Below are 15,762 nucleotides of genomic sequence, written 5' to 3'. Positions count from 1 at the left end.
AGGAGTGCTCATGTTACTGAATGGTATAGCCGCCGTCGATGACGAGGTTGGCGCCGGTGATCATGGCGGCGGCATCGCTGGCGAGAAAAAGGGCGCAGGCGGCGATCTCTTCGGGATACGCGAAACGGCCGGCGGGAAGTTTTTTCCTGAACGCCTCGCCGACTTCGCCGGCCCAGGCCTTGCGCCCGAGATCGGTGAGGACGACGGTGGGCGAGATGGCGTTGCTCTGGATATTGTGCGGAGTCCATTCGAGGGCGAGGACCTTGGTGACGCCGATGATGGCCGCCTTGCTGGCCATGTAGGCGACGTGGCGGTCGAGCGCGACGATGCCGGCCTGGGAGGCGAGGTTGATGATGCGGCCGCCGCCCTGCCGGATCATGTGGCGGGCCACGGCCTGGCTGAGGAAAAAGAGGGCCTTGAGGTTGAGATCGAGCGTGAGATCCCAGCGCTCCTCGGTGACGTCGATGGCGGGATCGAGGAGGCCGACGCCGGCGCAGTTGACGAGGATGTCGATGCGACCGAAGCGCCCGATGGCGGCGGCCACGGCGGCGTTGCGCGTGGCGGTGTCGGTGACATCACCGCTGATGGCGAGGACGCGGGAGGCATCGGGCGCGATTTGTGGCGCGAGGGCGGATACGTCCTTGTTGAGGTCGAAAAGGACGAGCGTGGCGCCCTTCTCGTAATAGAGCTCGGCGATGGCGCGGCCGATGCCGGCAGCGGCGCCGGTGATGAACGCGACGCGATCCTGGAGAGAGAAGTTTTTGTCGTAAGGTTTGAAGTCCATGGCGAAAGGGCGGAAGAGGGGGAGGCGGGTGCCGGCCGGGAGACCGGCGTTCCCGGCGGTTATTTGCTGATGGTGGTGCGGCGGCGGAGTTCGGCGGCGTTTTCCTTGCTGATCACGGTCCAGGGGACGTTGTAGTATTTGTCGGTGCCGTTGTTCCAGGGCATCTTGTCGCCGTAGAAGGCCCAGATGTCGGACTGCGGCTTGTAGGACGGGCCCTTGACGGCGCGGAGGGCGACATCGAGCGCGCCCTGGGCCTGGGTCTTGGCGTCCTGGAGGATGCTGACCATCTCGCCGCGTTCGGCGGCGGTGATGGCGTCGGCCACGCCGTCGATGCCGGCAGTGGGGAAGTCGGCGATGTCGAGGCCGGCGATCTTGATCGCCTGGATGGCGCCGAGGGCCATCTCGTCGTTCTCGCCGACGACGCCGTGAATCTTGCCCGGGTAGGCGGTGAGCCAGTTTTCCATCAGGGAAATGGCCTCGGCGCGCGACCAGTTGGCGGTCTTCCAGTCGAGGACCTTGATGTCGGGATATTTTGCAAGGGCTTTTTCGATACCCTTGCGGCGCTCGACCTGGCCGGACTGGCCGATGGGGCCTTCGAGGACGACGATGTTGCCCTTGCCGCCCATGCGTTCGAAGACGGAGACGGCTTCCATCTCGCCGCCGATGATGTCGTCGCTGCCGACGTAGCTGGTGAGGAGTGGCGACTCGACGCGGCCGTTGGAGCCGATGACGGGGATACCGGCGGCATGGGCCTTGGCGACGGCGCCGGCTCCGCCCTGGAGGTCGATGGGGACAAAGAGGATGGCGTCGAATTGCTGGACGATCATGGTGTCGAACTGGTCGTTCTGGACGTTGAGATCGTAGCGGCCGTCGAAGATGGTGAGTTTGACCTCGCCGCTTTTCACGGCCGGGTGCTGCTGGAGCCAGAGCGTCCAGACTTTCATGAACTCACCCTTGAGACCGTAGACGGCGGCGCCGATTTTTACGGGTTTGTCGGGCTTGGCGGCCAGGAGGGTCGTCGGGGAAAAGGCGGCGGGGAGAAGGGCGGCGAGCCCGAGAAGAAGGAGGTGGCGGATGGTTTTCATGGCGTGCGGAAAGAGAAGACGGGCGAAGAAAGGGAATGAGGGCGGGGGTGGACGGGAGAGGCAGAGGCTACCCTGAAACTTCCATCTCCCCCGGCCGGCAGCCCGGAGTGGGTGCGCGGCCCCCGCCCTCACAAGTGTCGGCAGGCGTTCGTGTGTAGTTGTTTTACGGTTACTTGAGGACCTGCCTGGCGAGTGAATCGGCGTTTTGGGCGGTGATGAGCGTCCAGGGAATGTCGTAGTGTTTTTCGTTGCCGCCGTTCCAGGGCATCCGGTCGCCGTAGAATTCCCAGATGTCGGACTGCGGTTTGTACTCGGGGCCGATGATGTGGCGGAGGAGGACGTCGAGCGCGCCCTGGCCCTGGGCCTTGGAGTCCTGGAGCACGCTGACAATTTCGCCGGCCCTGGCGGCGGCGAAGGCGTCCTTGATGCCGTCCACGCCGACGACGGCGAAGTCGGAGACCTTGAGGCCGGCGGCCTTGATGGCCTGGATGGCGCCGAGGCCGAGGTCGTCGTTCTGGCCGATGACGCCGTTGATCTTGCCCGGGTAGGCGGTGAGCCAGTTTTCCATGAGCGAGAGGGCGAGGGCGCGGTCCCAGTTGCCGGGCTTCATGTCGAGGACCTTGATGTCGGGATATTTTTGCAGGACGTTGAGGTTGCCCTTGCGCCGTTCGATCTGGGCGGACTGGCCGATGGGGCCTTCGATGATGACGACGTTGCCCTTGCCGCCGATGCGGTCGACGACGGACTGTGCCTCCATCTCGCCGGCCCTGACGTCGTTGTTGCCGACGTAGGCGGCGAGCAGGTCGATCTTGCTGATGCGGGTGTTGGAGCCGACGACGGGAATGCCTTCGGCGACGGCTTTTTCGACGGAGCGGGAGCCGGCCTCATAGTCGATGGGCACGAAGATGATGCCGTCGAACTGCTGGACGATCATGGAATCGAACTGGTCGTTCTGGACGTTGGGGTCGTAGCGGCCGTCGAAGACGGTGATCCGGACGTCGCCGTTTTTCACGGCCGGGTGATCCTGCACCCAGTTGGTCAGCATTTTCATGAACTCGCCGCGGAGTCCGTAGACGGCGAGGCCGATCTTGAGCGGTCTTTTGGGGGCGGCGAGGGCGGGCGAGACAGCGAGGAGGGAGAGGCCGGCGATACAGAGACCTGCGAGGAGGTATCGAAGCGTTTTCATTGATTTTTGTGGTTTTTGTTTGGATACGGGTAGCCGGAAATCGGGAGGCGGATCAGTCGCGGGTGCGGCGGGCGGGATCGAGGAGGACGGCGCAGACGATGATGCAGCCCTTGACGACCTGCTGGTAGAAGGAGGAGACGCCCATGAGATCGAGGCCGTTGTTGATGACGCCGATGATGAGCGCGCCGAAGAGCGTGCCACGCACGGTGCCGACGCCGCCGTTGAGGCTGGTGCCGCCGATGACGACGGCGGCGATAGCGTCGAGTTCGTAGGACATGCCCGCCTGCGGGAGGCCGGCGGTGGTGCGGGCGGTGAGGACGAGGCCGCTGAGGCCGGCGAGGAGGCCGGCGAGCGCGTAGACGGAGACAATGATCTTGCGGGTGCCGATGCCGGCGGTGCGGGCGCTCTTCTCGTTGCCGCCGACGGCGTAGATGTAGCGGCCGAAGGTGGTCTTGTTGAGCAGCACCCAGAGGCAGACGAAGACGAGGGCGAAGATGTAGACAGGGACGGGGACGCCGAAGATGCGTTCCTGGCCGAGCGCGAGGAAGGGGCTGGACAGGTTGCCGATGGGCATGCCGTCGCTGTAGATGTAGGTGAGGCCGCGGGCGACGCTGAGCATGCCGAGCGTGGCGACGAAGGGAGGCACGGCGAGGCGCGCGACGACGAGGCCGTTGACGAGTCCGCAGGCGAGGCCGACGCCGATGCCGGCGCTGACGGCGACGAGCGCGGGCTGCGGGTTGTCGCCGGTGGAGAGGCTGGCGGCGACGATGCCGGCGAGGGCGAGCACGGAGCCGACGGAGAGGTCGATGCCCTTGGTGAGCACGACGAGCGTCATGCCCATGGCGAGGATGCCGTTGATGGAGGTCTGCCGGAGAACGTTGAGGATGTTCTTGGTCGTCAGGAAATACTCGCTCGTGAACGTGAGGATGATGCAGAGGAGAAAGAACGCGATGATGATGCCGTATTGCTGGAGGAAGGACGCGAGCATGCGGCGCTTCGACCCCGGGCTGGCGCTGGCGGAGGCGGACGAGGGGGAGGCGGCGGTCGAGGCAGTGGTGGTGGAATTCATGGGGAGAACGGATATCGGTGGACGGGCGGAGAGCGCGGAGAGGGCGCAGACGAAGGGGGAGACGGAAGAGCGGATCAGGTGCGGGATTTGTGGTGTGACCGGAGCGGCGGAGAGGCTCCCCTTAACGTCCCCCCCGCCGCCAGTCACATGGACATCTTCAGGGTTCCAGAGTCACTTTGACCGAGGTGAGCCCGTTGATGACCATGTCTATCCCCTTTTGGTAATCAGCCAGGGGAAGCCGGTGCGTGACGATCTCGTCCATGGGCAGCAGACCCGCGCCGATGATCTCGATCGCCTTCGGGTAGGTGTAGGGACTGAGGTGCGCGCCGTGGATGTTGAGCTCCTTGCCATCGCCGATGATGGTCCAGTCCACGGTGACTTTTTCGCGCATCACGCTGAATTCGACAAACGTGCCGAGCTTGCGGATCATCTGGAGACCCTGCTCGACAGCGGAAGGATGGCCGGTGGCCTCGATGTAGACGTCGCAACCGTAGCCGTCGGTGAGGTCGCGGACTTTTTGTACGGCGTCTTCCTTGCTGATGTTGATGACCACATCGGCGCCGGTTTTTTTGGCGACGGCGAGGCGGTCGTCCTTCAGGTCGAGGGCGACGACACAGCCGGCGCCCTTCTGTTTCGCGCCGATGACCATGCCGAGGCCGAGCGGACCGCAGCCGGCGACGACGACGGTGTCGCGGAACTTGATATCGCCGCGTTCGACGGCATGCAGCGAGCAGGCGAGCGGCTCGGCGAAGACGGCGTGGTGCCACGGAATCTGCGGCGGCACCTTGAAGTTGAGCGCGCCTTTCGGGAAGAGACAGTACTCAGCCCAGGAGCCCTGCGTCTTTTTCCGGAAGCCGTAGATGTTGTGCTCGACGTCCATCCAGTAGTGGCCTTCGCGGCTGTACTTGCAGCCGCCGGAGGGGACGATCTGCTCGCTGGTGGCGTGGTCGCCGATGGCGAGCTTGTACTGCTCGCCGGCGCCCTCGCCGAGGGCGACGACTTCACCGACGAATTCGTGGCCGGGGATGACCGGCGCCTGCACCCAGGCGGGGCGGGTCTCGTCGCCCCAGAAGTGCGCGGCGCCGCCGTAGCACTTGATGTCGCTGGCGCAGATGCCGGTGCTTTTCACGCGGATGACAACTTCTCCGGGGCCGGGAACCGGCACGGGGCGTTCTTCGAGACGGTAGTCGCCGGGCGCATAGGCGACGACGGCCTTCATCGTTTTCGGGAGGGCGGGTCCTTCGTATGTTTGGCTCATGATGATGAGGTGGTGTTGAGTGTTTGAGATTTTGGAACGGACAGGGAAAAGGGGGGGGCGGCGGCAGGTGACGGGGTTACTTTTCCTTCTTCATGTTGCTGGCGTAGACGGCCAGGAGGATGATGGCGCCCTTGAGGACTTTTTGCGTGTAGGGCGACACGCCCATGAGGTTGAGGCCGTTGTTGAGGACGCCGAGGGTGAGCGCGCCGATGAGCGTGCCCACGATGTGGCCGCGGCCGCCGGCGATGCTGGTGCCGCCGAGGACGACGGCGGCGATGGCGTCGAGCTCGAAACCGATGCCGGCATTGGGCTGGCCGGACATGAGGCGCGAGGAGAGCACGACGGCGGCGATGCCGGCGGTGAGTCCGCTGAAGGCGTAGACGAGGAACTTGTAACGCCGCACGGGCACCCCGGAGAGGCGCACGGCATCCTCGTTGCCGCCGATGCCGTAGATGTAGCGGCCGATCGGGAAATACGTGAGGATGATCCAGGCGACGGCGAAGACGCCGAGCATGATGAGGACGGGCACGGGAATGCCGGCGATGGAGCCGCGGCCCCAGAAGGCGAACGACTCGGGCAGGCCGGAGAACGGATACCCCTTCGTATAGAGAAGACCGATACCGCGCGAGATCTCCATCGCGCCGAGCGTGACGATGATCGACGGGAGGCGGCCGTAGGAGACGACAAAGCCGTTGAAGCAGCCGAACGCGAAGCCGGTGAGAACGCCGAGCCCGATGCCGACCGGCGGCGGCACGCCCGCGAGCATGGAGCCGGCGATGACCGTCATGGAGAGCGCCATGACCGCGCCGACGGAGAGATCGATGCCGCCGGTGAGGATGACGAACGTCATGCCGACGGCGAGTACCGCGTTGGTGGATACCTGGAGCGCGACGTTGCTCAGATTCTGCGGCGTGAGGAACTGTCGCGAGACGCAGATCATGATGATGCACAGCAGCACGAGGCCGAGCAGCGGGAAGATGATCTGGTTGCGCGCGATCCAGCCGCGGAAGTGGCGGGAGCGGACGGGCGGGGCGGTGTTTGTCCCGGAAGCGCCTGTCGGGAGACTGGCGTTGCCGGACGTGGAAGCGGCGCTGGTCAGGGTATCAGACATGGTGGCCTCCTGTGGCGTAGAGCATGATGGACTGTTCACTGATGTCGGCGGGCGACTCGAAGATGTGCTCGATGCGCTGGTTGCGCATGACGATGACGCGGTCGCTCATGCCGACGACTTCGGGCAGCTCGGAGGAGATCATGATGATCGACACCCCGCGGTCGGAGAGCTGGCGCATGAGCTTGTAGATTTCCGACTTGCCGCCGACGTCGATGCCGCGCGTGGGCTCGTCGAAGATCATGACGTTGCAACCGGCGTTGAGCCACTTGGCGATGACGACTTTTTGCTGGTTGCCGCCGCTGAGCTCGCGGGCGAGCTGATGGGGCGAGCTGGTCTTTATCCTGACGGTTTCGATGAAGGACAGGGCGATGTCGCGGCACTTCGTGGCGCTGAGCCAGCGGAACATGCCGATGGCGGCGTTGCGAAGGTTGGCGAGCGTGATGTTGTAGATGAGCGAATTGGAAAGAATGAGGCCCTGGTGCTTGCGATCCTCGGGCAGGAGGCTGATGCCGGCGCGGCGCGCGTCGTAGGGCCGGCGGGTGCGGAGCGGGCGGCCTTCGAAAACGACGTCGTGCGCGTGGGCGAGGTCGGCGCCGATGAGGGCGCGGGCCATCTCGGTGCGGCCGGAGCCGACCAGGCCGGCCACGCCGAGAATCTCTCCCCTGCGGAGCGTGAAGCGGAGTTCCGGAGCGCCGGCCTTGAGCTGGAGCTTGCGCACGTCGAGGATGACGTCGCCGGGCCGGTGGTCGGCGGGACGGACGGGAAAGGCATGGGTGACATCGCGGCCGACGATGAGGTTGACGAGGTCCTTCACCGTCGCGCCGTCGGCGGTGCGTTCGCCGACGGATTTGCCGTCGCGCAGGCAGGCGATGCGGTCGGCGATCTCGAAGATCTCGTCGAGGTGGTGCGAGATGAAGATCATGGCGACGCCGGCGGCCTTGAGGTCGCGCATGACGGCGAAGAGTTTTTTCGCTTCCTGCGGGGTGAGCGTGGCGGTGGGCTCGTCGAGGATGAGGATGCGCGTCTCGCGGAGGAGCGCCTTGGCGATTTCGACGAACTGTTGCTCGGCCACGCTGAGGCGGGCGACGGGCGTCTTCAGGTCGATGTCCACGCCGAGGCGGTCGAGGATGGCGCGCGCCTTCGCCTGCATGGAGGCCGTATCGCAACGTCCGATACGGGTCTTTTCCTCGCGGCCGAGGAAGAGGTTTTCGACGACGTTGAGCCAGGGGACGAGGCTGAATTCCTGGTAGATGATGCTGATGCCGCGGCTCTGCGCATCCCGAGGCCCGGAGAATTCGACGGGCTGGCCGTCGAAGGTGATCGTGCCGGCGTCCTTGGGATAAACGCCCGAGAGGATCTTCATGAGCGTGGACTTGCCCGCGCCGTTCTCGCCGAGCAGCGCGAGGATCTCGCCCTGGTGGAGGGTGAGGTCCACGCGGTCGAGGGCCGTAACGCCGGAAAAGCGTTTGGTGATGCCCTCGAGGCGGAGAAAGCAGGTGCTTGTGCTCATGGCGGTGCAGGTCGGTTGGCGGAGCGGTGACGGGGGCGGCGCGGAGGCCGGACAGGAGTCCGGCGCGACCGGAGATTACCAGGAGAAACCTTCGGCGTTTTCCCGGGTGATGAGTTTGATGTCCACGGGGATTTCGGCGGGAACGTTGGCGCCCCAGTATTTCGCAAGGGCGATGCCGAGCGCGATGCGGATCTGGTCGCGCGGGAACTGGGCGGAGGTGGACTTGAAGGCTCCGCCTTTCTTGATGTGGTCCACGGCTTCGGAGAAACCGTCGACGCTGACGAGGGCGATGTTCTTGCGGGAGGCCTCGATGGCGGAGAGCGCGCCGAGCGAACCGGTGTCGTTGACACTGAACAGGCCGGCGAGGCCGGGATGCGCCTGGATGATGTTTTCGGTCACGGTGAGCGCGGTGTCGCGTTCCTGTTTTCCGTTCTGTGTCGTGACAATCTTGATACCGGGGTGCTTGGCGATCGCGTCCTTGAAGCCGCGGACCCTTTCGAGAATCGGCACGACGGGGATGCCGTCGAGGATGGCGACGTCGCCCTTGTCGCCGAGGACCTTGGCGAGGTGTTCGCCGGCCTGGAAACCGGCGTCGTAGTTTTTGGAGCCGACGAAGGAATCGAGCGGGCCCTTGGCCTGGGCGTCGACGGCGACAACGATGATGCCGGCTTTCTTCGCCTCGACGACCGCGCCTTCGACGCCGACGGAATCCGTCGGGTTGAGGATGAGGATGTCGACGTTTCTCTGGATAAGGTCCTGCACGTCGTTGATCTGCTTGGTGACGTCGTGGCGGGCGTCGGTGGCAAAGACCTGCGCGCCGAGGGTGGCGGCGGCTTCGTCGATCGCCTGCTTCATGACGACGAAGTAGGGATTTTCCATTTCCTGGAACGAGATGCCGATCTTGAGCGGCTTCGCGGGGGCGGGGCCGGAGGAGCCGGTGGACGCGCCTTGCTGCGGGTTGCAGCCGGCGGCGCCGACGAGGAGAAGGGCGCCGGCGGCAAGCGGAGCGACGAGGCGGAGGAGACAGGAGCGGAGGGTGCGGGTTTTCATCGGGTTTTTGCGGGTGCGGGTTGTTGGTCGGTGCAGGGGAGGGGAGCCGGGGCGGCGGCGGAACGGGCGTGGAAAAAATCAGGGCGAGGCCATGTGCATGAGGTCTTCCTTGGCGGATTCGCCGAAGCCGGATTCGCAGGCCGCGGCGGGCAGGCCGCGGCGGAAAACGAAGATGCGGTCGGCCATGCCGAGGACTTCGTCCACCTCGGAGGAGACCATGATGATGGCGCCGCCGGCCTGGGTGAACTCGGTCATGAACTGGTAGATTTCGTGCTTGGCGCCTTCGTCGATGCCGCGCGTGGGTTCGTCGAGGAGGAGAATTTGCGGCTGCGTGCGGAACCAGCGTCCGAGGACGACTTTTTGCTGGTTGCCGCCGCTCATGCTGCGCACGGTCATGTTGATCGAGGCGGCCTTGATGCGGAAGCGCTCCACCATCTCGCGGGCGCCGCGCAGTTCCTCGCGTTTATTGACGAATCCGCCGGAGGAAACGCGACCGAGCGAGGAGAGCGAGAGGTTGTCGCGCACGGAGAGCGGAAGGACGAGGCCGGAGGCCTTGCGATCTTCGGTGACGAGAGCCATGCGGTGGCGCATGGCGTCTTTCGGGTGGCGGATCAGGAGGGGCCGGCCGGCGGCGCGCAGTTCGCCGCGCACGCCTTTTTCCAGGCCGAAGAGGGCTTGCAGGAACTCGCTGCGGCCGGAGCCGAGCAGCCCGTAAAGGCCGACGATCTCGCCGGCGCGGAGTTGCAGGTCGATCGCACCGAAGCGGCCGGGACATTCGAAGTGGCGGACTTCGAGGAGCGGGGTATCGGTGGCGGTGTCGCCGTTGGCAGAGGCCGGGAAGGGCGAGCGCGAGGCGCGGAAGGGGCTGGCGGAGGAAGGGGAACCGGCAGACCCCGGGGCGGAAGCGGTTCGTGAGCGAAATTGCGAACTCAGGTCGCGCCCGATGATCTGCCGGATAAGGTGGCGGCGGTCGATGTCCCGGATGCGGCCTTCCTCGATGAATGCGCCGTCGCGCAGCACGGTGTAGTCGTCGGCGAGTTCGAAGATCTCCGTCATGCGGTGGGTCACGTAGATGATCGACTTGCCGATCCGGGTGAGGTGGCGGATGGCGGCAAAGAGCAGGTCGGTCTCGTGCTGGCCGATGGCGGAGGTGGGCTCGTCCATGATGACGATGCGCGAGTCGCGCGAGAGGGCCTTGGCGATCTCGACGAGCTGGGTTTCGGCGAGACTGAGCCCGGTCATGCGGCGGGTGGCGCCGATCCTGAAGCCGAGGCGGTCGAGAAGGGCGGCGGCCTGGCGGTTGAGCGTGCGGTAATCGACGAGGCAGCCGAGGCGGTGGGGCTCGCGGCCGAGGTAGATGTTTTCCGCCACGGTCATGCCGGGCACGGGGCTGAGCTCCTGGGTGACGATGGCGATGCCGGCTTCGAGCGCGTCGCCGGGTTTTTCGAAATCGACCTCCTCGCCGCCGATCCGCACGGAGCCGGAGTCGCGCCGGAGCAATCCCATGAGAATGCCGAGCAAGGTGGACTTGCCCGCGCCGTTGCCGCCGCAGAGGGCGTGGACGGTGCCGGTACGCAGGTTGAGGCGGCCGTCACGCAGGGCGGGAACGCCGGAAAACGCCTTCGTCACGCCGCGCGCCTGCAAACAGATTTCCAGGGAGGGAGACGGGTCTGCGGAGTCGGGAGTGAAGGAGAGTTCGTCCGGGGCGATCATGGCGGGGGGGGGCGGGAACGAGGCTGTAAAAGCAGGGTGAACGGATCGGGAAACGGTAAACGGTGGGAAAAGGTCAGGTCCGGGTCGGCAGGAGAGGGTGACAGGCGGCTAAGTGTTATGACAATAGAAAGCGTCAACTGACAAATGCAAGATAAAATATCTGGAAAATAGATCCGGTAATTCATTTAAATTAAAAAAATATAATTTAAGATGTTTATTATAATAAAATAATGAAAATAGAACAAAAGAGCAATTGAGGGGCATTTGCTCTATGGGACTCGAATGCGAAAGCATTTCACCTACTTAATGACCTAATGTCAGGAGCGCGGAGCAAATGAAGGCACCGACGGGAACAGGCGAAACGTCGTCCGGCAGCGCTCGCTGCCGGCAGGGTACCTCGAAGGTCATTTTAGCCTGACGGAGCGGGAGCGCCGCCCTGAGACAAGGCGGAGAGGCGCCTCCAGCAGATGCGGGCGAGACGCCCGTGCCACTTCAAGGCCGTCTGCGTAACATCAGTTTGGGGAAAAATCCGAAGGCTTTGCCGCGTGGGGCATTACACGGACGCCGCACGAGGGGGGGGGCCGGCGGCGGTCGGGGTTACCGGGGTTGTTTTGCGAGAGCGTCGATCCGCTCGCGCACGCCGGCGAGGGTGAGGCCGGTGATCTGCACGCGTTTCTGGCGGGATTTTTCACCGCTGGCCACGGTGACGGCGCGGTGGGGCAGGCCGAGCGTGCCGGCAAGAAATTCGCAGAGTTCCCCGTTGGCGCGACCTTCGAGCGCGGGGGCGCGCACCTTGACCTTGAGGGCATCGCCGAGCCAGCCGGCGACCAGCGTGCGCGATGCGTTGGGAATCGCCTTGATGGCGAGGCTGCAGGAGGGGAGTGAGGGCGCGGGCTGGCTCATGGCGGATATGCGGGAGCCGCCGAGGCTATGCAGGGACAGGTCCGCTCCGCAAGACGACAGGAAAAAGGCCGGCGGCACGCTCCTGGTGCTTTGCCGGCCTGCCCGGTTTGCCAACAATGAACGCCGGGGGAGCGGGTGGTCAGTTCCCTCGCCGGTCTGCGTTGGCCGGAGCGATGCGCACGTCGCGGATGCGGGAACGGAGGTTACCGGCTTCGGTCATGACGCGCATGGCGACACGCACCCCGAGCTGGCGTTGCATCATGCCGGCCAGCGCCACGGGCGCGGCAAAAAGCATGGCGGCCAGCGCGACATCGAGCCGCGAGATTTTCATGAGCAGCCCGAGGCCAAGAATGGAGGCCGCCCCGGTGATGTGGAACGCGTAGATGTTGCGCATCGCGATCGCCGTGGCCAGCGCGACGATGACGGATACTCCCGCGTTGAACGTCGGCAACAGCGCCAGCGTCACGCCGATCGTGTAGGCCACCGGAGCGGGCATCACGTCGTCGTCTTCGCGGGTGAAGAAATGTTGCAGCAACAGCCCGACCGTCGTGACAAGCCCGGTCATGAGGAAGGGCAGCTTGCTTCCGCCTCCTCCCGTCAGCTGGAAGGACTGAATGATCAGCATCGTGCCCAGCCAGCCCCGGGCCAGATCGGCGAAGGCGACGGGATTGACGACGCGGAGCCTGAGTTTTTCGGTGTCGAGGATGTGCGAGAACGCGGCTAGTCTATACTTGCCCCGGACGATAAAGGCCGCGGGAACTGCCAGCAGCAGCACCCCGGCAAGATACATAGCGATTTCCATTGTCTTGTCTCCTGTGTGGTAGCGGAGTCCAAGAAAGCCGTCGGCCAGGCAGCGCGGTGCCGCCGCAAGCGGTACCGGGAGGAGTGACAGGATAAGCGATGGCCGAACGCATGTGGTAGATGAGTCAGCCGTTCAGAAAGCAGATTCCGGGCCGTCCGGCAATCTTCGCTTCGTTCCCGGCCGCAGGTTCCAGCAAACATGATCGTTCGGGCCGCGAAGGGTTAGCGCGTGAAATGCAACTTCATGTCGGGAAAATACCCTTATCCCTTGAAAGAAACCGGGTTGATGCCAGTTGCGCGGCCGGCGCGGCAAATCCCGGTTTTTCCGGGGAATTCACCGGCGAAGGCGGAACGTGTTCCGGTAATCGCGCGGGGCCTGGCCCTGTTCATGGTGAAAACGGCGCGAGAAATAGAATTCGTCCTCGAAGCCCACGGCCGACGCCACCTCGTGGACAGGGAGCGCCGTCTCGACGAGCAGGCGGCAGGCTTCGCGCATGCGCAGGCCCTGCAGGTAACGCGCGGGCGGCATCCCCATCGTGGCCTGCCAGCGCCGGCGAAAGGTCGTGGGGGAAAACCCGTGCTCGCCGGCCAGCGCATCGAAATCCACCGGTTCGCCCGGGCGCCGGCGCAGCTCCGCGGCGATCGCGCGGATGGCGTTGTCGGCGGTGCTGTCGGGGTTGGGCGCGAGCCAGGTTTCCAGCACGAGGCGCTCGCACACGCGGTCCACGCGATCGACGACGGATTCGGGTTCCGGGTGCCGCGCGAGCCGGGTCAGCTCCTCCACCTGGGCCTCGACGGCGGCCGGATCGGCGATGGGCCAGACGGGCCGCTTCAGGTCGATCAGCTGCGCTTCCTGGAGCGGGCGGAAAAAGGAGCGGTCGTAGACGATGTAAAGCTCGTCCCACGTGAAGTGCGGCAGGTCGGGGCCGTAGTCGAGGCGTTCGCCCGGCCATTGGGTGATGACGCACGGCGCCTGCACCGGCCACACCTGGCCGAACCGGCGAAACTCGCCGCGCCCGCGCAGGATCAGCGAAAAGTTGCAGGTATCGAAGGCCGTGTGCACCCACGCATTCTTGCGCCAGGCGTGCGCGGCGGTGGCCACCGGAAACGCCGACGGGAAACGCCGGCGGTAGGGTGCCCAGTGTTTGGTCAGAAAATCCAGTTTTTTGGCGGACGCTTCCATTGTGCCGGAGCGGAAAATATGGCACGATGCCCGGCCTTGTTTCCGTTGCCCATGAAAAAAGCGCTCTTCCTCGCCGGCGGCTGGCCGGGTCACCAGCCTGAAAAAATCGTCCAGCTTCTGGCCGGTGAACTCAACCGCCACGAAATCTCCAGCGACATCGAGAGCTCGCTCGACGTGCTGGCCGACGAGGCGACGCTGCGGCGCTACGACCTCATCTCGCCGTGCTGGACGATGGGGCAGCTCACGAAGGAGCAGGCCGGCGGGTTGCAGGCGGCGGTGCGGGCCGGTGTCGGCCTGGCGGGCATCCACGGCGGCATGGGCGACGCGTTTCGCGGCAATCTCGATTACGAGTGGATGGTCGGCGGCCTTTTTGTCGGCCACCCGCACGTGGGCGACTACACGGTGCGCGTGCGCGACATCGCGAGTCCGATCACGGCGGGGCTGCCGGCGTCGTTCCGTTACCGGTCCGAGCAGTATTACATGCTCATTGATCCGGCCGTGCAGGTGCTGGCGGACACCGATTACGTCCACGACGGCCGCATGTGCACGATGCCGGTGGCGTGGGTGAAACGCTGGGGCCGCGGCCGCGTTTTCTACTGCGCGCTCGGCCACGCGCCGGAGGAGTTTTCGGAATTTCCCGACGCTCTCGCCCTCACCGTCCGCGGCCTGCTCTGGGCCGGCGGAGCGCTGTGAAATTTCCGGGAAGTTCTGAAAATTCATTTCCGAACAGAAGGAAACAAAGGGAACGAAGGTAAAACAAAGAAGACTTTGAACAAGAAGTTGTTTAATTCAAGGTATTTAAGTATAAGTGAATGACAAGCATTCCTGGTTGTTCTTCGTTCTCTTCGTTGCCTTCTGTTCAATTTTTAGAAGTTCCCGTAAATCTTTCCTCCTATGAAAAAGTCCCCCTCCAGTCCCGCAGGCATCAAGGTCGGCGTCGTCGGTTACGGCGGCGCGTTCAACATGGGTCGCCAGCACCTGAAAGAGATGCAGGCCGCCGGCATGACGCCCGTCGCCGTCGCCGAGGTCGATCCGGCGCGGCTCGAAGTCGCCCGCCAGGATTTTCCCGGCATCGGCGTGTACGGGTCGGTCGCCGACATGCTGGCGGAGTCCGATGTCGGCCTCGTGACGGTGATCACGCCGCACAACACCCACGCCGACCTCGGCCTGCAGATTGTCAGCGCCGGTCGCCACTGCGTCCTCGAGAAGCCGATGGCGATCACCACGGCCGAGTGCGACGCCATGATCGCCGCTGCGAAAAAGCAGGGGGTCATCGTGAGCACCTACCACAATCGCCACTGGGACGGCTGGATCCTGAAGGCGCTCGAGGTCGTCGATTCCGGCGTGCTCGGCGACATCGTGCGCGTGGACCTGCGCATGGGCGCGCACGGCCGCCCGCGCGACTGGTGGCGCAGCAGCCGCGCGATCTCCGGCGGCATCCTCTATGACTGGGGCGTCCACCTGCTCGAATACGCGCTCCAGATCGTGAAAGGCGACCTCACCGAGGTCAGTGGCTACGCCTGGGAAAACTTCTGGGCGGAGGAGCCCGGCGCGGCCTATGCCGCCGCCGCGATGAACGAGGACGAGGCGCAGCTCGTCGCACGTTTCTCGACCGGCCGGCGCATCAACCTGACGATCACGCAACTCGATGCCGCTCCCGAGCGCGGCAAGATCAAGATCGTGGGCACGCGCGGCACCCATCTCATCGACTGGCCCGATTACGAGACGACCGTCGCGCTGGCGACCGGCGAATTCCAGGTGACGAAGGGCAAGTGTCCGCCTTCGCAGGGTGAAAAATTTTACCAGAACATCGCCGCGCACCTGACGGCCGGGGAACCGCTCGTCATCACCGGCGAATGGGCCCGCCGCCCGATCCACATCCTCGACCTCGCCGTGCAGAGCGCGAAACAGGGCCGCGCCTTGCCCGCCGTCTATCCGTAACCCCGGGCCGTGGGAGCGGCGGCATTCCTGCCGCTGCAGACGACGCAACGCGTCGCCGGTTCGCATGGTGAGGCACCGGGCGAGGCGCGGACGCGCCTCGTCGCAGCGGCAGGAATGCCGCCGCTCCGTCACACGCCATCGACCGGGCGCTCAACAGTTACCGGCCAG

The 15,762-nt window shown here is 65.0% G+C and carries 14 protein-coding genes; 2 read left to right on the top strand and 12 right to left on the bottom strand.

The window, feature by feature from the left end; all coding sequences use genetic code 11:
- Positions 1 to 13: 13 nt before the first annotated feature.
- The 12 genes from OPIT5_10035 to OPIT5_09980 form a co-directional block, all read right to left on the bottom strand.
- Positions 14 to 784, bottom strand: a complete 771-nt coding sequence (locus tag OPIT5_10035; GenBank protein AHF90492.1) for a short-chain dehydrogenase — start codon at positions 782 to 784, stop codon at positions 14 to 16.
- A 59-nt stretch (positions 785 to 843) separates the two neighbouring features.
- The gene (locus tag OPIT5_10030; GenBank protein ID AHF90491.1) at positions 844 to 1,869 is read right to left on the bottom strand and encodes a sugar ABC transporter substrate-binding protein; all 1,026 of its coding nucleotides are present in this window, start codon (positions 1,867 to 1,869) and stop codon (positions 844 to 846) included.
- Positions 1,870 to 2,038: 169 nt separating this feature from the next.
- Complete coding sequence (locus tag OPIT5_10025; protein ID AHF90490.1) at positions 2,039 to 3,055, bottom strand: sugar ABC transporter substrate-binding protein; 1,017 nt, start codon at positions 3,053 to 3,055, stop codon at positions 2,039 to 2,041.
- 52 nt (positions 3,056 to 3,107) lie between these two features.
- Complete coding sequence (locus OPIT5_10020; GenBank protein AHF90489.1) at positions 3,108 to 4,124, bottom strand: sugar ABC transporter permease; 1,017 nt, start codon at positions 4,122 to 4,124, stop codon at positions 3,108 to 3,110.
- A gap of 157 nt (positions 4,125 to 4,281) precedes the next feature.
- Positions 4,282 to 5,388 carry an iditol 2-dehydrogenase gene (locus tag OPIT5_10015; GenBank protein AHF90488.1) on the bottom strand — a complete coding sequence of 369 codons (1,107 nt, stop codon included), beginning with the start codon at positions 5,386 to 5,388 and terminating at the stop codon, positions 4,282 to 4,284.
- Positions 5,389 to 5,458: 70 nt separating this feature from the next.
- On the bottom strand, positions 5,459 to 6,379 hold the full coding sequence (locus tag OPIT5_10010; GenBank protein AHF90487.1) for a sugar ABC transporter permease: 921 nt from the start codon (positions 6,377 to 6,379) through the stop codon (positions 5,459 to 5,461).
- 106 nt (positions 6,380 to 6,485) lie between these two features.
- The gene (locus OPIT5_10005; protein ID AHF90486.1) at positions 6,486 to 8,003 is read right to left on the bottom strand and encodes a ribonucleotide-diphosphate reductase subunit alpha; all 1,518 of its coding nucleotides are present in this window, start codon (positions 8,001 to 8,003) and stop codon (positions 6,486 to 6,488) included.
- A 75-nt stretch (positions 8,004 to 8,078) separates the two neighbouring features.
- On the bottom strand, positions 8,079 to 9,053 hold the full coding sequence (locus OPIT5_10000) for a LacI family transcriptional regulator (protein AHF90485.1): 975 nt from the start codon (positions 9,051 to 9,053) through the stop codon (positions 8,079 to 8,081).
- Between the two features lie 78 nt (positions 9,054 to 9,131).
- Complete coding sequence (locus OPIT5_09995) at positions 9,132 to 10,766, bottom strand: enolase (GenBank protein AHF90484.1); 1,635 nt, start codon at positions 10,764 to 10,766, stop codon at positions 9,132 to 9,134.
- Between the two features lie 597 nt (positions 10,767 to 11,363).
- Positions 11,364 to 11,669: a hypothetical protein gene (locus OPIT5_09990; protein AHF90483.1), complete on the bottom strand. Its 306-nt coding sequence runs from the start codon at positions 11,667 to 11,669 to the stop codon at positions 11,364 to 11,366.
- Between the two features lie 139 nt (positions 11,670 to 11,808).
- Positions 11,809 to 12,471: a hypothetical protein gene (locus OPIT5_09985; protein ID AHF90482.1), complete on the bottom strand. Its 663-nt coding sequence runs from the start codon at positions 12,469 to 12,471 to the stop codon at positions 11,809 to 11,811.
- 333 nt (positions 12,472 to 12,804) lie between these two features.
- Positions 12,805 to 13,653: an AraC family transcriptional regulator gene (locus OPIT5_09980; protein AHF90481.1), complete on the bottom strand. Its 849-nt coding sequence runs from the start codon at positions 13,651 to 13,653 to the stop codon at positions 12,805 to 12,807.
- A 51-nt stretch (positions 13,654 to 13,704) separates the two neighbouring features.
- Between OPIT5_09980 and OPIT5_09975 the strand changes: the two genes are divergently transcribed.
- On the top strand, positions 13,705 to 14,346 hold the full coding sequence (locus OPIT5_09975) for a hypothetical protein (GenBank protein ID AHF90480.1): 642 nt from the start codon (positions 13,705 to 13,707) through the stop codon (positions 14,344 to 14,346).
- Between the two features lie 201 nt (positions 14,347 to 14,547).
- On the top strand, positions 14,548 to 15,594 hold the full coding sequence (locus tag OPIT5_09970) for a dehydrogenase (GenBank protein ID AHF90479.1): 1,047 nt from the start codon (positions 14,548 to 14,550) through the stop codon (positions 15,592 to 15,594).
- Positions 15,595 to 15,762 lie beyond the last annotated feature (168 nt).

This window comes from Opitutaceae bacterium TAV5, assembly GCA_000242935.3.
Taxonomy (GTDB): domain Bacteria; phylum Verrucomicrobiota; class Verrucomicrobiia; order Opitutales; family Opitutaceae; genus Geminisphaera.
The sequence above is the reverse complement of the archived record's forward strand: the minus strand, read 5'-3'. Positions and strand labels throughout refer to the sequence as shown.